Raw genomic sequence first — 21,072 nt, forward strand, 5'->3', positions numbered from 1 at the left:
ATGACCTGGACAGCAGCTACCCGGACGACAGCGAACCCCGCGGCCGGACGCGCGCGTGTGGTGCCCGCACTGCTGGTCGTCGTCGTGCTCGTGGCGGTCGTGGCGGGCACAGTCGCGGTGACCCACGGGAACCGAGGACCGGTCCGCACACTGTGCGCGGAGTTCGACACCACGTTCGGTCTCTACGGCGACGCGCCGGTCACCATCCGCGGAATCGCCGTCGGGCGGGTGCGCGACATCGTCCCCGACCGCGACCGGGTGCGCGTCGAGATGTCGATCGAGGACCGGCCGCTGTCGGATCGGACCAGGGCGGTGGTGGTCAACGCGTCGCTGCTCACCGACAGGCGTGTGGAACTGGTGGACGCGGATGTGCCCGGCGAGACCGAAGTGCCCGCCGACCGTTGCCTGCCACGCGATCGCACCCGTACCCCGGTCAGCGTCTCCGATGCCCTCGGCTCCTTCTCCCGGATCGCCGACGAACTCACCCGCCCCGCCGCCGACGGCACGACTCCGCTCAGCGCCCTGCTCGACGGCGCAGACCGGGAGCTGGCCGGGCTCGGGCCCGAACTCGACAGACAATTGCGCGCGGTGGCGCGGCTGATCTCCGCGCCGGACGCCTTCGCCGCCGAACTCGGCGCGCTGCTGGACAATTCGGCCGAGTTGAGCACCTTCGCGACCGATCAGTGGACCGACATCAAGACCTCGCTGATCACCTTCGGTCCCGGGCTGGAACTGCTCGAGAGCACGCTGGTGATCGTCAAGACCCTCGTCGGCAAACTCGCCACCGCCCTCGGCCCGCTCGACCGTGCCTTCAACCACCATTTCCCCTACCTGATGGACGCGCTGGAACAGTCCATCCCGGCGATCACCCTCGCGCGAGTCGAAGCCGAGAACTCCCGCGAACTGCTGGCCACCGTTCCCGGCGTGATCACCATGCTGCAGAACATGATCGACGGCGGCGACGGGTTGGCGTTCGACTACCGCCCGCCCGCCCAGTGCGTGGGCCCCGAACCGGATCTGTGCCGAGCGCTCGGCGCGAACACCGCCCGATTGCCGCTACCGGTGGCCGTTCTGGCGAGCGCGGGGGGACGGCGATGACACGACGATGGACACGATGGGCCCTGCTCGCGGCGGTGCCGGCGCTGCTGGCGCCGATGACGGGCTGTGGGTTCGATCCGAGCGACCACACCCTGCCCGGCACCGGGGTGAGAGGGGAGCGCTACCGGATCGTGGTCGAGTTCGATTCCCTGCTGAGCCTGCCCGCCGGCGCGCGGGTGCGCAGCAACGGCGCCGAGGTGGGCGCGGTCGACTCGATCCAGCTCGGCCCGCACGCCGCGCTGGCCGACCTCGATATCCGCGCCGAGGTGCGGCTACCGGTCGGCACTCGCGCCGAGCTGCGCCAGACCACCGTGCTCGGCGACATCTACATCGCCCTGCTGCCGCCCGCCACCGCCACCGGTACTGGTACCGCGACGTTGGCCGACGGCGATCGAATTCCGTTGAGCGATACCGATACCGGTCCGCAGATCGAGCAGATCATGGATCGCGTCGCGGCTTTCGTCAACGGCGGCAGCGCGTTGCGCACCCAGGACGCCCTCGAAGAACTCGTCGCGGTGCTGCCCGAGGACCCCGCGGAGACCAGCGAGCTGGCCGCACGGCTCGGCGCCGACCTCGCCACCACCGTCGAACACCTGCCCGACCTCGATCGCATGCTCGCCGCCACCGATCAGGCGAGCGCACGGCTGGCCGCCATGCGCGAGGAGGTCGGTTTCCTGTTCTCCGAGACCGCCCGGCTGCGCCTGGACCGGGTGCCGCAGTTCATGACCGCGGTGCTCAATGTCGTCATCGACGTCAACACCCTCGTCGACGGACTGGACTGGCTCATCCCACGCCTGCCGCACATCAACGAAGCGCTGGAGAAATCCGCGACGCTGCTGCGCGAGCCCGCACCGGACGCGACCACCTGGATCGGCAACGGGGCCGCGTTGTCGGACCTGATCAACGGCAAGGTGGTCCCGTTCCTCGGCGCCCCCGCCATCGACGTGCGCAGAATCGGGCTGACCGGGAGTCCGAGCGGCGAGGTCGACGCACTGATCCTGCTGCGGCTGATCGGAGTGCTGCCGTGACCCGCATCCCCGCCGGATACTCCGTCCTCGTGCTGGCCCTGGTCACCGCCTTCGGCGCCGGATACCTCACCTTCGGGGTGCTGCAGATCGACCCCGTCGAACGCCGCAATCACGTCACCGTGCGGATGGACCACGCGGCGGGCCTGCGCGCCGGCGCCGATGTCGTGTACCGGGGCGTCGACATCGGCGCGGTGACCGGGGTCGACAGCGTCCCCGGCGGGGTGCGGATCCGACTGTCCTACGACGCCGATCACCGCGTCCCCGCCGATTCGGCCATGGAGGTGGAGAACCTGTCCGCGCTCGGTGAGCCGGTGTTCGCCTTCCTGCCCTCCGCCGAGGTCACCGACCGCTACCTGGCCGACGGCGACGCGATCACCGGCACCGTCATCGCGCCTACCTCGGTCCCGGAACTCCTCGCCGCCTCCTCGACCCTGGTGAGCCAGAGCGACAGCGCCACCCTGGCCGCGCTCGTCGACACTTTCACCCAGGCCGTGGAGCACGCCGCCACGACCGCGCCCGCGCTCGCCCGCGCCGCCGACGTGCTCGCCCTGACCCTGGCCAGGCACCAACCCGCGCTCGAGGTCGTGCTGCGCAACCTGATGCTGCTGCTGCCCGACGTCGGTTGGGTGAAGCCCACGCTGACCTCGGCGCCCCCGCAGCTGGATGCCTTCGGCGCGACCCTGGGCGTGTCCTATGAGTACCTGTTCGAGGGGTCGGCCCTGTTGCGGGGCAGGGAAGTGCTCGGCTCGTGGCGCGAGGAACAGCAGCGCTTCGTCGACTTCCTGAGCAGGCTCAGCCCCGAACTCGGCGCCCTCGGCGTCGCCCTGCGCCCGGTAACCACCGCCGTGGGCCCGGCGCTCGGTGCCGTCGACATGGCCACCCTGCTCGATCAGGCTCTCGCCGCCCTGCCCGGCGACCGGCTCCGGATCGTGCTCCAGCAACCCGCCGACGAAGGACATCGATGAGCAGCACCGACGCCAGCACCCGAACCACGAAAGAACTTGCGTCCGACCCGGAACCGACCGACGCGGAGGCGGGCTTCGCGAGCGAGCTGGATGTGACGACGGCGCTCGGCACAGCGAGCCGACCCGCGGACGCCGACACCCACCCGGCGGATCCACCCGAGGCCGGACAGCCCGCAGCAGACGCGTCATCGGCCGCCATCCGGGATCGATGGGGTTGGCCGGAACGCTCGGCACTGCGCGGCCTGCCGCGAACCACGATCGTCGCGAGCCTCGTCGCGACTGTGTCGCTGTTCGTCGCGGCTGCCGCCGTCTTCGCCTGGCGTGCCGGCGACGCCGCCGACGAACTCGCCGCCCTGCGCGCGGGACTCGACACCGACGCCGCCGCCGAGCGGGTGGCCACCGACTACGCCCTCGGCGTGTCGAAGGTCGACGCCGGCCAGGTCGACGCCTGGCGCGAAGCACTGACATCCGGTGTCACCGAACAGCTCGCGGCGAAGTTGACCGCCGCCGCGGACGTGGTCGGCCCGTGGCTCACGCAGATGGAGTACTCCGCCACCGCGAAGCCGCTGGCCGCGACGGTGCGCAGCCGCGACGGCGAACTGTATGTGGTGCAGGTCTTCGTCGACATGAATTCCCGCAGCAGGCAGACCCCCGAAGGCGTGGTCGCCACGGCCGCCTACACCGTCACGCTCGATCGCGCCGCGGACTGGACCATCACCGATGTCGGCGGCGTCGCCCCCGACCTGCCCGTTCCGACCACCGAAGCGCCTGCCGCGCCTCGCTGACCCATCTACAGGAGAGCAACCATGACCACAGCTGCCGACAAGTCGCTACCCCAGATCGCTCGCGCCGTGCACACCCTCCGCACTGTCGCTCCCGCCCCGCGCATCTGGGTGGGTGAGGACGCCGAGCCCGTCGAACTCGTCGCACCGGACTCGCTGACGGCCGAGATGGTCGGCCACTGGACCTATCTCGTCCTCGAGGGCGCCGCCTTCGCCATGCAGGGCATGCATCCGGTGATCCGCGAGGTCACCGACCGCTACTCGGTCGCGCGCACCGACCCGGGCGGCCGCGCCATCCGCTCGGTGGACTCCGTGCTGCGCTGGACCTACGGCGGACCGGAAGCGGTGCAGGAAGGGCGCAGACTGCGCTCGCTGCACGAGCCACTGACGATGCGCGGCTCGGCGGGCAAGCGCATCGGCGCGCTCAACCCCGAGGCATACCAGTGGGTGATCGCCACCGCCTACATCACCACCGCCAAAGCAGGCCCGCTGCTCATCGGCCGCGAGTTCACCGGGGACGAACTCGACGAACTGCTCGCCGACAACATCCGCATCGCCAAGATCCTGCAGGTTCCGATGAAGGGCTATCCGCAGAACCGCCCGGAGTTCGACGCCTACTACGAGCGCATGGTGAGCGAGGTGCTGCGCGCCGACGACGCCATGCGCGAGGAGTTCGCGATGATGCGCGAGGGCGACAGCGAACAATTGCGGGCATTGCCGTTCACGGCCCGCCGGCTGACCCGCCTTCTGGCGAGGCCAGTACTCCGGTTCACCTACCTGTCCATCATCGGCCTGCTCGACCCGCGGCTGCGTGCCATGATCGGGGTGCGGTGGAGCCCGGAGGAACAGCGCACGCTCGAGCGGATCTATGCGGGGATCCGGCTCGCCTACCGGGTGCTGCCCGAACGGCTGACCTACTTCCCGATCGCCTATCACGCCCGCAAGCACCATCAGAGCATCCAGAAGATGAAGCAGCGGGAACTGCGATCGGCCGCCTACAAGGTGCGGCCGAAGCAGGTGTAGGCGTCAGCCGCCGGAGGAGATGGGGATCTTCTTCCCGGCGGGCTGGTCGGATTCCGCCACCGGAACAGTGATGGTCAGGATGCCCTTGTCGTAGCCGGCGGTGATGTCGTCCTCACGCGCGCCCGCGGGAAGTGCGATGGTGCGCGAGAAGGAACCGTATTCGAACTCCGAGCGTCCGTTGGCCTCGCGCTTCTCGGTCCGCTCGGCGCGGATGGTCAGCAGGCCCTCCCGGACGGTGACCGAGACATCTTCGTCCGGGTCCACACCGGGCATCTCGGCCCGCACGACGACCTGGTCGTCCTTCTCGTCGACCTCCATGCGTATCGGATGTCCCTCGAAGAACGGACGCATGGCATCGACTGCGGGCAGACCGGCGAACCATGAGGTCAGCGCCGGGAATGGGGAGCGGGAATGAAGCTGGGGAGTGCGTGCGTTCACGGATTCCTCCTCGTTCGTACCGGGCTGTCAGGAGCACGCTCGTCATCGAGCCTGCGCGCCCGGAACAGGGCCCCGGGAGAGGCAAGATGCCCATGCCGGACAGACCAACGTCACAGCTCGCCGGGACGCCGTGCGCCGGTGCGGCCGGGGCATCGGCGAGGACCAACGGCTCTATCGCGGGAGTCGGGTGGAACTTCCGCCGCGCCGGGTGCGGGGCCACACTCGGGCGGAGCGAGATTCTCGAGGTTTCTACGCTGTCGGAGTTCGTGCCGGAGTTCCCTCCACGAGTGAGGACGATCCGTCCATGTTCGATCAAGACGTCCGCATACCGGTCGCCGAAGGCTGGGTAGAAGGTCATCTCACTGTTCCCGACGACGCGATCGCCGCCGTGGTGTTCGCCCACGGCAGCGGAAGCAGCCGCCACAGCCCGCGGAACCGATTCGTGGCCGAAGTCCTGCAGCGAGCAGACCTGGCCACCTTGCTCCTCGATCTGCTCACCCCGGGCGAAGAGGCCGTTCGCGCCAATGTGTTCGACATCGACCTGCTCGCGCGGCGACTGGTCGAGGCGACGCGCTGGCTGACCACCAGACCCGAGACAGCCGCGCTCCGCATCGCCTACTTCGGCGCGAGCACGGGAGCAGGCGCCGCCTTACGCGCCGCGACCTCCTCGGAGGTGTCGATCGCCGCGGTCGTCTCACGTGGGGGGCGGCCGGACCTGGCCGGCCCGGCATTGACGGCCGTGCGCTCGCCGACGCTGCTGATCGTCGGCGGCGACGACCACGTGGTGCTCGAACTCAACCGCGAAGCGGCGCGCGCGATGCGGTGCGAGGTCACGGTGACGGTGGTGCCCGGCGCCACCCATCTGTTCAGCGAACCGGGCGCGCTGGAGCAGGTCGCCGAACTGGCCCGCGACTGGCTGATCGCACAGCTGACACCTCGGTGAGTGCGTCTGGCGGCGCGGGAGGCTCGATCGGCTAACCGGCGTTCGTGGCACGCGCACCCGGGTGGGGGAACAGCAGCGGCGCCAGGAAGCGGCGGGCGAACTGTTTCGCCGCCGCGGCGTCGTCCAGCGGCAGCACCCCGCGGGGGTTGGAGATGAACGACATGGTCAGCCTCACGAACAGTTCGGCGACCACCTCGGTCTCAAAATCCCCCAGCTCACCGCAGCGCTGCCAGTGCGAGAGGAACCGGGCCACCACGCCGCGCCCCTGGGCGATGAACTCGTCTCCGGTGACGAAGCTGGTGAGCTGGTCGGCCGCGGAGGACACGCGCAGACTGCGGGTGAGCAGACGGGGGGAGTTCGCCTCGCCGACGAAGGCCGCGAACATCTCCGCCAGCGCGCTCACCGGTCCCGCCGACCGGCGCACCGCCTCGGCCATGACCATGCCCACCCGCTGTGATTCGGCCATGAGGGCGTAGCGCACGAGCGCCGATTTGGTGCCGAAGCGCCGGTAGACCGTCGCCACACCCACCCCGGCGAGTTCGGCGATGCGGACCATGGTGGTCTCCTCGAAACCGACCTCGGCGAAGCAATCGCGGGCGGCGTCGACGATGCGTCGCGAGCGCGAGTCCAGGGCCGCGAGATCGGCCCAGGAGTCGGCCGTCGCAGCCAGGAATTCGGCGACCGTGCCGTCGATGTCGAAGGGGGAAGAGAGCGACCCGGCCGAGGAAGGCGGGCCGCTGCTGGTGTCCGCGGCCGCCACGGCGGCCCGGTCCTCGCGGTGCGCCGTCATCGCCGTGAGCCTACCGGCGAGCCGGCGGGTCATCCGTGTCGACACCGTCCACCGCCCCTCTCCGGCGTGGGTACACGACCCCAGCGAATCTCGCCTCCGACATCCCGGAATGATAGTCTGAATACCATCAATCTATCACTCGCCGCTCAGGGATGTGTGTCATGACAACGAACGCAGCGTTGCCCGTTGTTTCCGAATCCGCCTCCGCGCCGACCGCCTTCGAAGCGGCCGCCGCCTCTCCCCGCGTACGGCCGGAGGTGCTGGTCGCCTTCCGCAAGCACACCGCCAGCGTGCTCGCGGGCGTCTTCGCGGGATCGGCGTTCGACCAGGTCGCACTCGTGCCCGTCGCCGCCGCGGTGGACCGCAGCGGGCGTTTCGCCGCCAACTTCGCCGATCGCGGCGTCCGCAGCGGAGCGTCGGGCATTCTCGCGCTGTGGGCAGACCCGGTCGACCGGGTGGCCGAGGCCGAGTGGCTCAAGGAACGCCACCGCGATGTCCACGGCCACGGCAAGGGCGCCTACGCGGATGTCCGTTACAGCGCGCTCAACCCGAAGGCGTGGGTATGGATCGGCGTCAGCGGAATGTTCGTGCCGCTGAACACCTTCACCTTCTGCACCGGCATCGAGCTGCGCCCGGAGGAGAGGGAAGCCGCCTACCAGATGATGCGCGAGACCTTCGCCCACCTCGAATTGTCCTCCCAGGCAGGCAAACTGCCTCCCGACCTGGCCTCGGCCACCGAATACTACGACCACATGGTCGAGCACGAACTGGCCACCAACCCCTTCCTGGTGGAGAAGTACGCCGCGCTGACCCGGCTGCCGCTGCCCACCCTGGGCATCCCGCGAGCCGCCCGCGCCGTCCTGCTGCCGCTGTGGCTGCTGATCCGCCCACTGGTGGGCCATGTCATCCAGGTGTGCTCGGCCCAGGCGATGCATCCGGGCGTGCGCAGCATGGTCGGCTTCGAACCCACCCGCCGCCACGACCTCGAATTCGCCGTCTACGTGCGGGTTCTGCAGACCGCGTGGAAGATCCTGCCCGATCGGTTGCTGCTGGCGCCGCTGGCCTACAACCGCCTCCAGTACGAGAAGCTGGTCCGCTCGCACCGCAGGGTCGCCCTCGATACCTTCGCCGCCCCGCCGCTGTCCTCTTCGGGTGGTTGTCCGGTGTGATCACACCCAGCTTTGATAGTTCAGCAGCTTGTCACTATCAACAATGTGTGGCCCGGGGACGTGCGCTCCGCACGGTCACCCGGCGGCTGTCCCGTCCAGGACCGGACGAGACAGCCGTGTGATCGGTGCGGTCCGCCGCGCTGCCGTGGTCAGGTCAGCGGAATCGTCAGATGCACGGTCTGGAACCTGGCTCCCGGCCTGCGGGCGTCGTGGATGACGGTGCCGAAGGTCTGCCAGAAGTCCAGCGCGCCGGGGGAATTCGCGTCGGTGTGCAGGTAGAGCCGGTCGAAGGCCGGGTTGTGCTTCACGAACTCGACAGCCTGTTCGACGAGCCGGCTCGCCAACCCTCGGCGCTGGTGTTCGGGCGCCACGTAGACGCGGAACAGTTGGGCGGTGACACCGTCGGGGAATCGCTCGGCCAGCCACGCCGGATGCGGGGGAGTGCGCGGGCCACGCGCTTGGACGGCCGTCGTGGCGACCACCTCGTCGTCGTGGACCGCCACCCACAGACGTTGATTCGGGTTCTGCAGGTAGGTCCGTTCGGGATGGATGACGTCCTCGTGGTGTTCAGGCAGGTAGCCGCAACCGAGCACGTTGTAGAACGTGTCGAGCATGACGCGCCGTGCCCCGGTCATGTCCTCGGCGCGGGCTTCGCGAACGGCGTAGCCGGTGGGGGTGTGGGTAGGGGTGGGGGTGCTCATCGCAGGTCCGCCAGTTCGTTCGCGAGCACTTCCAGGCCCTCGACCGCCACAGGCCCCGGCCCGGTGTAGCCGAAGGGGATGGCGATGATCCGGTCGGCCCGGATGGCTTCGACGTCGGCGAGTTCGGGACGGCTCCGCAATGCCTGACGCGCCGATTCGGGCGTCTGGTCGCCTTGAGTCAACAAGATCACCACCGCGGGGTCGCGCTGGATGAGAGTCTCGGTGTTGGCGCCGAAACTCCGCTTGTCGACATCGCCGAAGATGTTGCTCAGCCCCAGCATCTGCATCTGGGTGTCGACGGTGCTGGTACCGCCGTAGGCGTTGAGGGTGCTCCCGTCGCGCGAGAGGATCAGCGCCGCGGCGGGACGTGGTTCCGCGCTCGTGGCCGCGCTCGTCTTGTCGGTGACGGAGGCGACGCGCGCGCGTAGTGCCTCCACCTCCGCGGCCGCGGCGGGCTCGGTGCCGAACAACTTTCCGTACAGCTCGATGTCGTCGAAGATGTCGTCGAAGGACCCCGCGGCGTTCTGACAGTAGCCGCGGGTCACGACGAGCGGAATCTGCGCGGCGGCCAGATCGTCGGCGGTGACCGCGGCGCCTTCGAAGCTCACCACCACGTCGGGCGTGCGGGCGATGATTTCTTCGCGGGCGAGTTCTGCGGTGGGGGCGACGAACTCGGCGTGTGCGAGCTGATCGGCGTACTTTCCGGGAAACGGCGCCGTCTCGAAGGTCCGGGCGACCACGCGGTCACCCGCGCCCGCTGCCGCGATCATCGGCGCGGCGATCGAGCCGACGGTGACAACCCGTTGCGGCGGCGCGTCGAAGGTGACCTCGCGGCCGCAACTCGAGATGGTCAGCGGGAAGCCGCCGCCGGTAGCGGGCTGCGCACTCTCGGTTGACGTTTCACCGCACGCGGTCATGCCGACTGCCACCACGAGGGTGGCGGGGAGTGCGGCCAGTCGCCGGATGCGCCGGCCGAATAGCGATTTCACTGTGTGGATTTCCTTTTCTCCAGAGGTGTTCACGCGTCGACGCCGCGCATGCGGCGGATCAGCACGAGGAGCAACGGTGCGCCGACCACCGCTGTGACGATGCCCAGCGGCAGCTCGCGCGGCGCGAAAGCCGTGCGGGCGACCACATCGGCGGCGACCAGGAAGATCGCTCCGATGAGCGCGGAGACGGGGATGAGCTTGCGGTGCGTGCTGCCGACGCACAGCCGGGCCACATGCGGGATGATCAGCCCGACGAATCCGATCGCGCCCGAGACCGCGACCACCGCGCCGACGCCCAGGGCGACGATGCCCAACGCGACGATCCGCAGCCGGACGGGGGAGAAGCCGAGCGTCAGGGCGGTGTCGTCGCCGACGCCCAGGGCGTCGAACCGGGTTCCCATCACGAACAATGCGCCGAGGAAGGCCGAGACCACCGCGGTCGTGACCGCGACCGAGGACCATGCCGCCGAACCCAGCGAGCCGAGCAGCCAGAACAGCACCGCGCGGGCGCCCTCGGGGGAGTCCGAGGCGAAGATCAGGAAACTGGTCGCCGCGGAGAAGATGTAGCCGATGGTGACGCCGCCCAGCAGAAGTCGTAGAGAAGTCATCCGGCCGTTGATTCGTGCGACGACGAACAACAGCGCGGTGGCGATCATCGCCCCCAGGAACGCACTCGAGGTGAGCGCGGCGGCGGAGGCAGAGACCGTCGAACCGAACAGCAGGCAGACGGCGGCGCCGGTCGACGCCCCCGAGGTGACACCGAGAATATGCGGATCGGCCAGCGCGTTGCGGATGAGGGTCTGCAGGACCACCCCGCTGACCGCCAAGGCGGCGCCGACGCTCGCGCCGAGCAGCACACGCGGGATGCGCACCTGCCACACGATCGCGTCTTCGGCGCGGGTCCAGTCCGCCACGCCCGGCCACTCCAGCAGGTGATGGCCCACGATCCTGGCGACCGTCAGCGGCGGAACCGACACCGGTCCCGATCCGGTCGCGACGACGATCGTCACCGTCAGCGCGACAGCGAGTCCGGTGATCCAGGCCACGGTGGTCCAGCGCTTCCCGGCGTGATCGAGGTCGTCGATCCGCGGCGATACGAGCGTGGTGGTCATGGTGTGAACGCCCCTTCCGTGTCAGGCGATGCGCAGTCGGCACGCGTCTCGGGGGAACTCGCCCGCCCGTCTTCGGTGGCGCGCGGGCGTGGGCCGAAGAGCAGTTGCAGGGAACCGAAGGCGGTCGAACGCTGCACGGTGACCTGGTAGACGGGTTCGAGCACCTCGGGGGTGAGGACATCGACCACCGGGCCCGCGGCGGCGATACGTCCCTGGTGCAGCAGCACGAGGCGGTCGCAGTAGCGGGCGGCGAGATTCAGATCGTGCAGGACCACCACGGTGGTGACATCGAGTTCCCTGACGAGCCCGAGCAGTTCGTGTTGATAGCGGACGTCGAGATGATTGGTGGGTTCGTCCAACAGGATGTGATCGGCCTGCTGGGCCAGCGCGCGGGCGATCAGGACGCGCTGGCGTTCACCGCCCGACAGCGACGCATAGGTGCGTTCGGCGAGTTCGCGGATGCCGACCCGGCGCATCGCCGCCGCTGCCGCGACCCGGTCGGCGTGGGAGTATCCCCGGAACGAGCCCGCCCATGGTGACCGTCCGAGCAACACCATCTCGGCGACGGTGATCGGCGTGTCGCTCGACGATTCCTGGGTCACGACTGCCAGGCGGGCGGCCATGTCGCGGCCGCGAAGCGCGGCGACCGGTGTGTCGTCGATGGTGATGGTGCCGCCGAGGGGCCGCAGCGCCTGGTAGATCAACCGCAGCAACGTCGACTTGCCCGAGCCGTTCGGCCCGATGAGACCGAGAACGCTGCCCGGTTCGGCAATCAGCCCGATGTCGGACAGCACGATCGTGCCGCCGTAGCCGAATTCGATGTCTTCGACAGTGATCATCGGCTCACCTCGGCGAGGGCGGGGACGGTCGACTCGATCGGCCAGTCGGGTGGGCTCGGCCGCCACGTGCGGTGCGTCGATACCGAGCACGCGAAATCGGCGCAGATGCGCTGCGCGCGAATGAGTTTCGATTGGTAGGCGGGGTCCGCGTCGGACAGCAGGATGCCGGTGGTGGTTCCGCTGTGGGCGATCACCACTCCGAGCGCGCCGATCCGCCGAGCCTGCGCGGCGACCGCTTCCAGATGTGGCCGTTCGCGCAACACCGCGTTCTTCCTGGCGCTGCGTGTGGCGATCGCGCCTATCGTGTGGACATCCGCCCCGGCGATGGCGGCGGCCAGGTCGGCGAGCATGGCGCTGTATTCCCGCCGGTCCCACCATGAGAAGGGCTTGTCGCGCTCGTTGAATGCGACGGTGTCCAGCTGTCCCCCCTCGTCGCCGAGCACGATCGTCATCGGCGGCAGCGGCTGTAGCCGGGACAGCAATCGCACCTCGCGGTGATAGAAAGCGACAGCGCCCGGATACATCACGCCGTCGGAGGGTTCGATGCCGCGCAGGCCGGCCTCGATCTCGCTCGCGCCGATGACACGACCGTGGGCGTCGGCGACAGCGCGGGCGGTCGCGACGAGGTCGGCGGTGGAACTCGCCAACCCCTTGCCCTCGGGTAGCTCGCTGACGAGGGTGAGCCTGCCACCCTGGTCGAGGCCGTCTCGGTCGAGCATCCGCTCCACGAGGCGACGCGCTTTCGTCTTGTGCGCGGGCCACACCTGGACACAGTCGCTGTCGTGATCCGGCTCGAAGACGGCCACCGATCCCTGCTGGATCGGCAGCGTCACCAGGAAGTCCCGATTGTCCGCCGTGACGCCTTGCAGCAGTTCCCCACAGCTGCCGAAAGCGCTGCCCACGCCCAGCTTTCGCTTCTCGCTCACGGGGCATCCGTCGCGGTGTCGGCACGGCGGCGCGCCACGACGTGCAGCCGATCGTCGTCGAACTCTTCGCCGAGCACACCGTCACCCGGCCATGCGGGCTCGGTGAGCGGGCCCGGCCGGTCGAACATCGCCACGACGTCGAACCCGGCCAGGGACAGCAGATGGCGCAACTCCTGCGGGAACAGCAATCGCCACGCCGAGTCCTGCGTCACCGGCTCGACGCAGCCGTCCCACGTCCAGACACGGCGGCGGCGCAGCAGTTGTGCGGGAAGATCGATCGACAGCGAGGTGCGCGAGGTGTAGGCGACGCCTTCCCATTCGACTCGCCGTACCGATTCGTGGTCGAGCAGTTCCCGTCGGCCGCGGTCGGTGAGCAGGAAAGCGGCGTTGCGCATCTCCAGCACGAGCAGCCCGCCCGCGCGCAGACAGGACGCGAAACGGGTGAGGGCGGTGTGGATGTCCTCGCTGTGGTGCAGGTGCAGCAGGGTGCTGCCCAGGCAGGTCACGACATCGACCGGCTCGGGGACCGTCACCTCACGTGCGTCGGCGACCCGGATGTCCAGCGCCGGGTACTTCGCGCGGGCGTAGGCGACCATCCGGGCGGAGAGGTCGATGCCGCTGACCCGGTATCCGCGTTCGGCCAGCCGGGCGGCGTCACGGCCGGTGCCCGCGCCCACATCGAGCAATCGCGCTCCGGGAGTTCCTGGCGCCGTCTGCATCGCGGAGAATCTGGTCACCAGATCATGGACGAAACGTGCGTTGCGGTCACCGCTGCCCGGGAACGTCTGCTCATACAGTGCGGGATTGTCGGTCAGCAGGTTTTCGCTGACGAGCGCGGGTTCAGCGCTGGTCGGTGGCATCGTCGGAATCACCTTTCACGAGAACGGTCGTCGCGGGGGAAGAGCGGTCGGCATCGCTGCCCGCCACGGGCAGAGCTCCGCGCCGGTGCATTGCCGCGACCGCGACGGCCGAGGCGAATCCCGTCCCGGCGCACAGCAGGGCGGGCCCCCAGCCCAGCGGCCCGCCGAGGCGGTCCACCGCGGCGCCCACCAGCGAGGTCAGCGTCACCGTGAAGACGCCGGCGACGAGATAGAAGGCGCCGTAATAGGTTCCGGTCAGGTTCGGCCCGCTGAACCGGGGGATGAGCTCGTTGACGAACGGTGCGACGGCCATGATGCCGATCGCCAGGATCGCCGCCGCGAGGGCGACCGGCGCGACCGCAAGGTAAGCGGGGACGGGCTGGTCGGTGGCCGCGTCGATGACGCGCGCCGCTGCCGGGGGAACAAGGAACGCGGCGCCCATCACCGTCATCCCGACGGCCATGGCCGGACCGCGCGCCCGCGCGCCGAAGGCGCTGGTGATCCGCACCTGGAGGGCGAGGATGGTGACGGTCTCGGTGAGGAACAGCGCCGCCACCGCGATCGCCGAGAACTCCTCGCCCGCGGCGTCCTGGGCTTGCAGAGTCAGGATGAAATAGACTTGGCTCTGCAGGGCGAACATGCCCATGAGCGCGATGGCGAAGGCCCAGAACACCCGGTGGCCGAGCAGCGCGGTGAGGTCGCCGAGAACGTTGTTGCCGTTCGGGGTCGCCGCACGATTCGGCAGCAGCGCCAGCTGGGCGAGGGTCAGCGTCAGGAACACCCCCGCGGCGACGATCGCGGTGAGTTCGAAGCCCAGGGAGATCAGCACGATGCCGACGAGCGGGCCCGCCGCCGAGCCGATATTGCCGAAGATGTTGAACAAGGCGAACGCGTCCGCGGCGCGGTCGTCGCTGTCGCGGGCGATATAGGCACGGACCGCCGGATTGAACAGCGCCCCGGCGAATCCGGTGAGAATCGAGGCGAGCAGGACCACCGCCACCGATCCGCCGACGGCGAACAAGGCGAATCCCGTCGCCCGGATCGCGGCGCCGACGATGATGACCCGTCGGGCGCCGAGCCGGTCGGCGGCCATCCCGCCGATGAGGAACAGCCCCTGCTGACTGAGATTGCGGGCGCCGAGAATCACACCGACCACGGCGGCCGACAGCGCCAAGTCGTCGAGCAGATAGTCGGCGAGAAACGGGATGAGCATGTAGAAGCCGACATTGCCCGCCAGTTGGTTGATCAGCAGCAAGCGGACCGACAGGGGGAAGGTTCGGAACAGCCGGACGACACTCATGCCGCACCACATCGCCTGACTCCGACACCTGCCCCGGCGGGACGGCGCAGGACGCCGTCCGCCCCCGCGAGCCCGCGCCAGGGATCGTCGGCGATGAGCAGATGCCCGTCCAGGTCGACCCAGCGGGCCGCTCCGCTCAGGTGGGCGGCCGGGGCGATACCCAGTGACGTCGATGCCTGGCAGCCGAGCATGACGTCGACGCCGGTGTGGCGCGCCCACCCGATCATCGTGGCGGCCGCGTGCAGGCCACCGCATTCGGCCAGCTTGATGTTGATGCCCGCCACCGCCGCGGGCAAAGAGACCAGGTCCTCGACCGAGGCGGCGTCCTCGTCGGCGATCACCGGCACCGAGACAGCGGTGGCGACTGCCTCGAGCGCGTCGAGATGTCCGGCGGGCACCGGCTGTTCGACCGCGACCACATGGCATCCGGCGAGTTCGGTGATCACCCGTACGGCGGTGTCGGCATCCCACGCGCCGTTGGGATCGAGAATCAGCGCGGCGCCGGGCACCGCGTCGTGCACTGCGCGCACCCTCGCGATGTCCTCGGCGGTGTCGGGGGAGCCCAGTTTGAGTTTCAGTACTGTGAAGCCCGCCGCCGCCAGGTCACGGGCGGCGCTCACCGCGGTGTCGACGGGCAGGATACCCAGTGTGTAGGCGGTGGGCACCCGATCCCATTCGGGCATGCCGAGATAGGAGTACAGCGACTGTCCCGCGCGGACCGCGAGGCAGTCGTGCAGGGCCGCGTCGACGGCCGCGACCACCGGCAGCGCGCTGGGCAGTGCGGCTCGCAGCTCGGGCAGACGACCTCGCAGGCGCTGTGGATCGGCTTCGGTGGCGACCCATTCGGCCGCTCGGCGCAGCGCGCTGTCGACGGAATCGAGGGTGATTCCCAGTCGCGGGCTGGTGACGACCTCACCCCAGCCCTGAGTTCGCCGATGAGTCAGGCTCACCCAGACGGCGTCGCGGGCGGCGATGGTCGCGCGGGAGATGCGCAGCGGTTCGCTGAGCTCGATCCGCGTGCTGTGCCAGTCCAGCCTCACGACCACACCTCCTGGATCGCGGGATCGCGGACGACCGGGCAGCGCCCCCAGCCCTCGACTTCGCGTTCGTCGGGCGCGGTCAGCTCGGTGGGCTCGGTGCGCGGTTCGGCGAGCAGACCGCGTGCGACGCACCAGGCGTCGTCGTAGATGGTCCGCAGATAGCGGTGCGGCCCGTCGGGGAAGACGGTGAGCACGCGCGTTCCCGGCTCGCGCCTCGCGATCCACCCGGCCACGAGCGCCGCGGCCCCGGTACTCCATCCACCCGCCAGGCAGGTTCGCGCGGCGAGCGCCCGGCAGGAGGCGACGGCTTCCACAGGCCCGACCCAATGCACTTCGTCGTAGTCGGAGTAGACGACGTTGCGCGGCAGAATGCTGCTGCCGAGTCCGCGCATGATCCGGGTCCTCGCCGGTTGGCCGAAGATCCGCGAACCGACCGAGTCCACGCCGACCACCCGCAGCCGCGGCCAGTGTTCGCGCAGATACCTGGTCAGGCCCGCGCAGTGCCCGCCCGACCCGACGGTGGTGACGAGCACGTCCATCGGTTCGGCTTGGCCGAGGATCTCGTGCGCCATCGCGGCATAGCCCAGCGCGTTGTCGGGATTGTTGTACTGATCCGGCCAGTAGGCGTTCGGCGTCGCATCGAGTATCTCGGCGAGCCGATCCAGGCGGGCGCGTTGCCATCCGCCCTGGGGATGCGGATGATCGACGATCGCGAGCTCGACGCCGTAGGAATCGAACAGTGCCCGCATCTCCGGTTCGAGTTCGCGGTCGACGACCAGGGTCACCGGATGCCCGAGAGCCTTTCCCGCCAATGCCAAGCCGATACCGAGCGTGCCGCTGGTGGACTCGACGATCGCGGCGCCCGGCAGCAGTTCGCCGCGGTCCGTGGCCGCGATGAGCATCGCCGTCGCGGCACGGGCCTTCATCCCGCCTACGCCCGCCGATTCGATCTTCGCCCAGTACCGCGTGTTCCCCGTCGCGTCCGCGGGCACCTCGGTCAGTGGGGTGCCGCCGATGAGCCGGAGCAGTCCGCCGCGCCCGCCGTGGGGCTCGACCGCGGTCATCGTCGATCCCCGTTCCGGTAGTGGAAAAGCGTGCTCGGGTTGCCGTCGAGGGAGAAGAACGGATACGGCTCGGCGGAGACCGCGCTGACAGCCCCCTCCCCGAGGAACCACGGCAACACCGCGCTGCCGCTCTGGGCGAACATCACCAGGGGGATCCCTCGCCCGCCCGCGTCCTGGAGCAGGGCGTCGAAGCTGCCGTTCACCAGCGTCATCCCGGTGACCAGCATCGCGTCGTACTCCTCGGTGACAGCGGTGGTCGATGTCACGATGGTCTCGCCCCATTCGGTGGTGCCGCCCGCGTTGTCGCAGGCGATGTAGTACAGGCCACGCCGACGCAGCTCGGCCAGCAGAGAATTGACGACACCGACGACCAGGACTCTGGTGATGCCCTGGGCCGGGAGCAGATCGACGACCGCCCGCGCGCGACTCTGCGATTTGGCCAGTGAGGACCCTCCGTCGACGATCACCGGCCTGCCGTGGGCCTCCGCCGCCCGCGGATGCGGATGGACGTGCATGAGATAGGCGTCGAGCGCGGCGATACGGACGGCCGGGACGCGATGATCGAGCAGGTCGCCGATGCTCGCGCCCACGCACTGGTCCAGGACGCCGGACAGATCGTGCGGGTGCGCTCCCTCCAGTCCGCACGAGCCCACCGCGGAACCGACACGGAGACTGAGGATCTCGTTGCGGTAGCCGTGGGAGCGACCGGCGTGCTTGGTGCCGTATGAGGTCGAAAAGGCGGTCGCGACGGTCAGTTCACCAGGCGACGGGCCGAGCGCGCCGGCGCGGACCAGGTCGAGGAGTTCGGCTACGGTGGCCGGTCGTTCGGCGGCGGTGCGCCGCTGCGTCGGCATCATGCGCGTTCGCCGGGGTCGCGATAGGACACATGCAGGTTCTCGATGAGCTTCCGCGCGATCGCCCCCGCGGCATCCGGCTCCGGATCGACCACCATCACGTGACCGAGGTACTCGTTGTTGTTGTCGGCCGCCCGCACGAGCTTGCCGTCCTCGGCCAGTTGATGCTCGACAATGTGACCGGCGCCGGACCACTCCTCGCCGCCGTCGATGCGTTCGAGTTCGCCCGCTCGGTCCGGCACCAGGAAAGCGATGGCGGCACTGCCGACTCCGGTAGCACGCGCGTGCAGCTCGGGCCGGTGGCCGGCCGCGAGATCGGCGTGGACCGCGGGCAGGTCGATGCCGGTGACTCGCCGCACCAGTTCGGTGATCCGGTTGCCCGCGGGCCGGGGGTTGACTTCGATCAGGCGCGGGCCCTCGATGGTCAGTTTGATCTCGATGTGGGCCACCGTGTCGTTCAACCCCAGTGCTTCGATCGCCGATCGCGCGAGATCGCCGATACTCTCGGCCTGAGCGGGCTCGAGTGCCGCCGGGAACATGTGGCCGGCCTCGATGAAGCACCCGGATCCGACCACTCGCTTGTCGGTGATGCCGACGACCGAGGTGTGACCGGCCCATGTCACCGTCTCGACGCTGTATTCCGGACCGTGCACATACTGCTCGATCAGCACCTCCGGCGGACGCAGTTGCCCGCGCGCGTTCACCGGGAAACCGGCGATCGCTGCCACGGCGGCGGCCAGTTCGTCGGCGTTGTCCACCAGGCGGACGAACATTCCGCCGCACAGGTCGACCGGTTTGACGACCAGTGGATATCCGATCCGCTCGGCCTCGGCGGCGATCTCGCTCCACTGGTCCGCGACCGCGAAATCGGGGCCGGGAACGCCTGCGGCGGCACAGATGCGACGGGTCGAGGATTTACTGCACGCGGCGGCGACCGCGTCCCGGCTCGGCCCGGGAAGACCGAGGTCGGCGGCGATGGCCGCGACGGTCGGCAGGTAGTAGTCACATGAGGACAGCACACCGTCGAATCGCAGCGCCTCGTGCAAGCCACGCACGAAAGGCAGCAGCGCGGCTTCGTCGTTGGTTTCGGCGGAGACGATGTTCGTGGCGCCCAGCAATGGATGACCGGCCACGCTCGCGGACTTCAGGTAGTGATCGAGATTCCTGGTCAGGAAGGTGAATTCATGGCCTCGGCGGTGAATTCCGCGTGGCAGCAGCGTGCTCATCGACCCGACCCAGCTCTCCACCATGAGTAGATGCCCCATGCGGCCTCCTCGACATCTCGTAGGCATGCAAATGATAATCGTTCCCGATAGCGCGTGAAAGGCATTCCCCGGGAAGGCTTTTCGATCGCCCGGCGGTCCACGACCGCCGGGCGATCGGATCGGCCTACTTGGCCGGAGCGGGCGGGGGAGAGGTGATGGTGGTGAAGTACTGCGCGGCGGCCATGATCGCGACCGGAGCTGTCACCAGCAGCTGCCCGGCCACCGTGCCCAAGGCGCCGATCGCCAAGATGCCGCCCACGCAACCCACGGCCGCGGCCGGGACAAAAGCGCCGAACAGCCCGACGATGGCCGCCGACGCGACCGTCGCCCCCGCGATCCCGCCGAGCACGCAACCCACCGCCGCACCGCCGAGACCGCCGACCAGCGTGCCCACGGTCGCGCCCATGGAGATGGTGCTGGTCATCCGGCTCCACGCGGCCTGCTCACGGTCGTACTCGTTCTTCCAGGGCGCCTTGTCCTCGAAGGGGAGAGCGACCGGCTGGTACCGCGCGTGCTCGAGATCGAACTGCGGCGTCAGAGTGGCGGTGCGGTCGGCGATATGGGCAGCGATGGGGAACACGAAATCATCGACCCGAAAGGACAATTCGGTCCCCGCGAGGACGGTGCCGTCCTCCGCCGCGATCTCGAAGACGCCGTTCTCTACACGCATCGTGCCGCTGTCGATGGACACGACGGTGGCCGTCTCGGTGGTTTCGGCGCGGTACCCGACGGCGCCGGGTGCAGTCGCCTGCGCCTGGGCGTGGCCGGCGGTCATGGCGGTGAACAGCGTGGCCGCGCCCAAAGCGGTGGCGACGGTCCTGGTGATCGACATAGTTGACATCCCTCATCGAAGTGCGAAGTGGCCGAAGGCCGCACGCATCATAACGATAATGATTTCCATTTGCATAGCGGGGATCTCGCGGCGGGTGGACCGGGCGCGTCCGGTACGACACGAAACACGCCTTTGCGCAGCAAGTTTCATGGACGGAGCTAATTGAAAACGACTATCATGTATCTATGTCCGTGGACGACCGTCAGCTCCGCGCCTTCGATACCGCAGGCAGCGACTTCCACCGCCTCGCCGCCCATCTGTGGGACCCCATCGGCGCGGCGACCGTCGCCGCCACCGCCCCTTCGCCCGGCGACCGCGTTCTCGACGCGTGCTGCGGCACCGGCGCCTCGGCGATACCGGCCGCCCGTCTCATCGGACCCGAAGGGCACCTCGACGCGATCGACCTCTCCGCCCCCTTGCTCGCCGAACTGGCTCGCGACGCCGCGGATCTTCCCCAGCTGCACCCCCACCTCGCCGACGCCACCGCCTGGCCCGAGGACGGTTACGACATCGTCCAAGCGGTGCTGGGTATCTTCTTCTTTCCCGACATGACCGCCGGCACCCGTCACCTCATCAGCCGAGTGCGCCCCGGCGGCCGCGTCGGGCTCACCATCTGGCGCCGCGGCGCCATGGAAGTCCCCGGCCAGGCCCTGCGCGCCGCCGTCGCCGAGGTCACCGGCACGCCCGCACCGCCGCGGCCCGTCCGTCTCATCGACGACGTCAACCGCGTCGATGAATTCCGCAGGTGGTTGACCAGCCAAGGGCTGCGCGAGGTCACCGTCGAGGAACGTCCCCTGCACCTGCCCGTCACTCCCGAACTCGCTTGGCTGGTGGTCACCGGATCCGGCTTCGTGGCCGCACTCGCCGATCTCGACGCTGATCAGATCCGAGCCGTCCGCCGGATCTACCTCGACACACTCGCCTCCTCCTCGACCACCCACTTCGACGCGACCACACTCGTCGCCGTCGGTACTCCTATCGCCTGACAGTCACTCGCCTCCTGCGCGCACCCCACGACCCGTGCCTGTTCAGCAGGCGCACCGGACCCGCCCGG

The 21,072-nt window shown here is 69.3% G+C and carries 21 protein-coding genes and 1 pseudogene; 8 read left to right on the forward strand and 14 right to left on the reverse strand.

Annotated features, from left to right (window positions below):
* Genes IU449_RS04210 through IU449_RS04230 form a run of 5 tightly spaced genes read left to right on the forward strand, consistent with a single transcriptional unit; the run spans position 1 to position 4,896 of the window.
* The gene (locus IU449_RS04210; protein ID WP_195000621.1) at positions 1-1,098 is read left to right on the forward strand and encodes an MlaD family protein; all 1,098 of its coding nucleotides are present in this window, start codon (positions 1-3) and stop codon (positions 1,096-1,098) included.
* On the forward strand, positions 1,095-2,126 hold the full coding sequence (locus IU449_RS04215; RefSeq protein ID WP_195000622.1) for an MlaD family protein: 1,032 nt from the start codon (positions 1,095-1,097) through the stop codon (positions 2,124-2,126). Before IU449_RS04210 ends, IU449_RS04215 begins: the two co-directional genes overlap by 4 nt.
* Positions 2,123-3,091 carry an MlaD family protein gene (locus IU449_RS04220; protein ID WP_195000623.1) on the forward strand — a complete coding sequence of 323 codons (969 nt, stop codon included), beginning with the start codon at positions 2,123-2,125 and terminating at the stop codon, positions 3,089-3,091. Before IU449_RS04215 ends, IU449_RS04220 begins: the two co-directional genes overlap by 4 nt.
* Entirely contained in the window at positions 3,088-3,876 is a 789-nt protein-coding gene (locus tag IU449_RS04225; protein WP_195000624.1) for a hypothetical protein, read from the forward strand. The genes IU449_RS04220 and IU449_RS04225 overlap by 4 nt, the downstream gene beginning before the upstream one ends.
* A 21-nt stretch (positions 3,877-3,897) precedes the next feature.
* Positions 3,898-4,896 (forward strand): oxygenase MpaB family protein, encoded by a 999-nt coding sequence (locus tag IU449_RS04230; RefSeq protein ID WP_195000625.1) that lies wholly within the window; start codon positions 3,898-3,900, stop codon positions 4,894-4,896.
* Positions 4,897-4,899: 3 nt separating this feature from the next.
* Here the strand turns inward: IU449_RS04230 and IU449_RS04235 are convergent, their stop codons facing one another.
* Complete coding sequence (locus IU449_RS04235; RefSeq protein WP_324188085.1) at positions 4,900-5,334, reverse strand: Hsp20/alpha crystallin family protein; 435 nt, start codon at positions 5,332-5,334, stop codon at positions 4,900-4,902.
* Positions 5,335-5,629: 295 nt separating this feature from the next.
* On the opposite strand from IU449_RS04235, the pseudogene IU449_RS04240 reads away from it, so the two are divergent.
* Positions 5,630-6,277: pseudogene (locus tag IU449_RS04240) on the forward strand (dienelactone hydrolase family protein); the annotation flags it as partial.
* 31 nt (positions 6,278-6,308) lie between these two features.
* Here IU449_RS04240 and IU449_RS04245 read toward each other — a convergent pair.
* Positions 6,309-7,067: a TetR/AcrR family transcriptional regulator gene (locus IU449_RS04245; protein WP_195000627.1), complete on the reverse strand. Its 759-nt coding sequence runs from the start codon at positions 7,065-7,067 to the stop codon at positions 6,309-6,311.
* Positions 7,068-7,228: 161 nt separating this feature from the next.
* On the opposite strand from IU449_RS04245, the gene IU449_RS04250 reads away from it, so the two are divergent.
* The gene (locus IU449_RS04250) at positions 7,229-8,236 is read left to right on the forward strand and encodes an oxygenase MpaB family protein (RefSeq protein ID WP_195000628.1); all 1,008 of its coding nucleotides are present in this window, start codon (positions 7,229-7,231) and stop codon (positions 8,234-8,236) included.
* A 149-nt stretch (positions 8,237-8,385) separates the two neighbouring features.
* On the opposite strand, the gene IU449_RS04255 is transcribed toward IU449_RS04250, so the two are convergent.
* The 12 genes from IU449_RS04255 to IU449_RS04310 form a co-directional block, all read right to left on the reverse strand.
* Positions 8,386-8,937 (reverse strand): GNAT family N-acetyltransferase, encoded by a 552-nt coding sequence (locus IU449_RS04255; RefSeq protein ID WP_195000629.1) that lies wholly within the window; start codon positions 8,935-8,937, stop codon positions 8,386-8,388.
* Positions 8,934-9,926 carry an ABC transporter substrate-binding protein gene (locus tag IU449_RS04260; protein WP_195000630.1) on the reverse strand — a complete coding sequence of 331 codons (993 nt, stop codon included), beginning with the start codon at positions 9,924-9,926 and terminating at the stop codon, positions 8,934-8,936. Before IU449_RS04260 ends, IU449_RS04255 begins: the two co-directional genes overlap by 4 nt.
* Before the next feature lie 29 nt (positions 9,927-9,955).
* On the reverse strand, positions 9,956-11,038 hold the full coding sequence (locus IU449_RS04265; RefSeq protein ID WP_195000631.1) for a FecCD family ABC transporter permease: 1,083 nt from the start codon (positions 11,036-11,038) through the stop codon (positions 9,956-9,958).
* Entirely contained in the window at positions 11,035-11,877 is an 843-nt protein-coding gene (locus IU449_RS04270; protein WP_195000632.1) for an ABC transporter ATP-binding protein, read from the reverse strand. The genes IU449_RS04265 and IU449_RS04270 overlap by 4 nt, the downstream gene beginning before the upstream one ends.
* Positions 11,874-12,803, reverse strand: coding sequence for a kinase (locus IU449_RS04275; RefSeq protein WP_195000633.1), 930 nt, complete (start codon positions 12,801-12,803; stop codon positions 11,874-11,876). Before IU449_RS04275 ends, IU449_RS04270 begins: the two co-directional genes overlap by 4 nt.
* Positions 12,800-13,663, reverse strand: a complete 864-nt coding sequence (locus IU449_RS04280; protein WP_195000634.1) for a class I SAM-dependent methyltransferase — start codon at positions 13,661-13,663, stop codon at positions 12,800-12,802. The genes IU449_RS04275 and IU449_RS04280 overlap by 4 nt, the downstream gene beginning before the upstream one ends.
* Positions 13,644-14,963 carry an MFS transporter gene (locus IU449_RS04285; RefSeq protein WP_195000635.1) on the reverse strand — a complete coding sequence of 440 codons (1,320 nt, stop codon included), beginning with the start codon at positions 14,961-14,963 and terminating at the stop codon, positions 13,644-13,646. Before IU449_RS04285 ends, IU449_RS04280 begins: the two co-directional genes overlap by 20 nt.
* Entirely contained in the window at positions 14,960-16,003 is a 1,044-nt protein-coding gene (locus IU449_RS04290; RefSeq protein ID WP_324188086.1) for a dipeptide epimerase, read from the reverse strand. Before IU449_RS04290 ends, IU449_RS04285 begins: the two co-directional genes overlap by 4 nt.
* On the reverse strand, positions 16,000-17,067 hold the full coding sequence (locus IU449_RS04295; protein WP_195000636.1) for a PLP-dependent cysteine synthase family protein: 1,068 nt from the start codon (positions 17,065-17,067) through the stop codon (positions 16,000-16,002). The genes IU449_RS04290 and IU449_RS04295 overlap by 4 nt, the downstream gene beginning before the upstream one ends.
* Complete coding sequence (locus tag IU449_RS04300; RefSeq protein ID WP_228803693.1) at positions 17,064-17,924, reverse strand: Rossmann-like domain-containing protein; 861 nt, start codon at positions 17,922-17,924, stop codon at positions 17,064-17,066. The genes IU449_RS04295 and IU449_RS04300 overlap by 4 nt, the downstream gene beginning before the upstream one ends.
* Positions 17,921-19,186 carry an ATP-grasp domain-containing protein gene (locus IU449_RS04305; protein WP_195000637.1) on the reverse strand — a complete coding sequence of 422 codons (1,266 nt, stop codon included), beginning with the start codon at positions 19,184-19,186 and terminating at the stop codon, positions 17,921-17,923. Before IU449_RS04305 ends, IU449_RS04300 begins: the two co-directional genes overlap by 4 nt.
* Before the next feature lie 124 nt (positions 19,187-19,310).
* The gene (locus IU449_RS04310) at positions 19,311-20,018 is read right to left on the reverse strand and encodes a hypothetical protein (protein WP_195000638.1); all 708 of its coding nucleotides are present in this window, start codon (positions 20,016-20,018) and stop codon (positions 19,311-19,313) included.
* 185 nt (positions 20,019-20,203) lie between these two features.
* On the opposite strand from IU449_RS04310, the gene IU449_RS04315 reads away from it, so the two are divergent.
* A complete protein-coding gene (locus IU449_RS04315; RefSeq protein ID WP_195000639.1) occupies positions 20,204-21,004 on the forward strand; it encodes a class I SAM-dependent methyltransferase in 801 nt (266 codons plus the stop codon).
* Positions 21,005-21,072 lie beyond the last annotated feature (68 nt).

The organism is Nocardia higoensis, from assembly GCF_015477835.1.
Lineage (GTDB): Bacteria > Actinomycetota > Actinomycetes > Mycobacteriales > Mycobacteriaceae > Nocardia > Nocardia higoensis_A.

Bases quoted from the DNA above. Each gene is read 5' to 3' on its own strand.
- IU449_RS04315 (WP_195000639.1), top strand. From the start codon at position 20,204: ATGTCCGTGGACGACCGTCAGCTCCGCGCCTTCGATACCGCAGGCAGC.
- IU449_RS04210 (WP_195000621.1), top strand. From the start codon at position 1: ATGACCTGGACAGCAGCTACCCGGACGACAGCGAACCCCGCGGCCGGA.
- IU449_RS04285 (WP_195000635.1), bottom strand. From the start codon at position 14,963: ATGAGTGTCGTCCGGCTGTTCCGAACCTTCCCCCTGTCGGTCCGCTTG.
- IU449_RS04280 (WP_195000634.1), bottom strand. From the start codon at position 13,663: ATGCCACCGACCAGCGCTGAACCCGCGCTCGTCAGCGAAAACCTGCTG.
- IU449_RS04295 (WP_195000636.1), bottom strand. From the start codon at position 17,067: ATGACCGCGGTCGAGCCCCACGGCGGGCGCGGCGGACTGCTCCGGCTC.
- IU449_RS04245 (WP_195000627.1), bottom strand. From the start codon at position 7,067: ATGACGGCGCACCGCGAGGACCGGGCCGCCGTGGCGGCCGCGGACACC.
- IU449_RS04250 (WP_195000628.1), top strand. From the start codon at position 7,229: ATGACAACGAACGCAGCGTTGCCCGTTGTTTCCGAATCCGCCTCCGCG.
- IU449_RS04255 (WP_195000629.1), bottom strand. From the start codon at position 8,937: ATGAGCACCCCCACCCCTACCCACACCCCCACCGGCTACGCCGTTCGC.
- IU449_RS04300 (WP_228803693.1), bottom strand. From the start codon at position 17,924: ATGATGCCGACGCAGCGGCGCACCGCCGCCGAACGACCGGCCACCGTA.
- IU449_RS04230 (WP_195000625.1), top strand. From the start codon at position 3,898: ATGACCACAGCTGCCGACAAGTCGCTACCCCAGATCGCTCGCGCCGTG.
- IU449_RS04270 (WP_195000632.1), bottom strand. From the start codon at position 11,877: ATGATCACTGTCGAAGACATCGAATTCGGCTACGGCGGCACGATCGTG.
- IU449_RS04215 (WP_195000622.1), top strand. From the start codon at position 1,095: ATGACACGACGATGGACACGATGGGCCCTGCTCGCGGCGGTGCCGGCG.
- IU449_RS04310 (WP_195000638.1), bottom strand. From the start codon at position 20,018: ATGTCGATCACCAGGACCGTCGCCACCGCTTTGGGCGCGGCCACGCTG.
- IU449_RS04305 (WP_195000637.1), bottom strand. From the start codon at position 19,186: ATGGGGCATCTACTCATGGTGGAGAGCTGGGTCGGGTCGATGAGCACG.
- IU449_RS04265 (WP_195000631.1), bottom strand. From the start codon at position 11,038: ATGACCACCACGCTCGTATCGCCGCGGATCGACGACCTCGATCACGCC.
- IU449_RS04225 (WP_195000624.1), top strand. From the start codon at position 3,088: ATGAGCAGCACCGACGCCAGCACCCGAACCACGAAAGAACTTGCGTCC.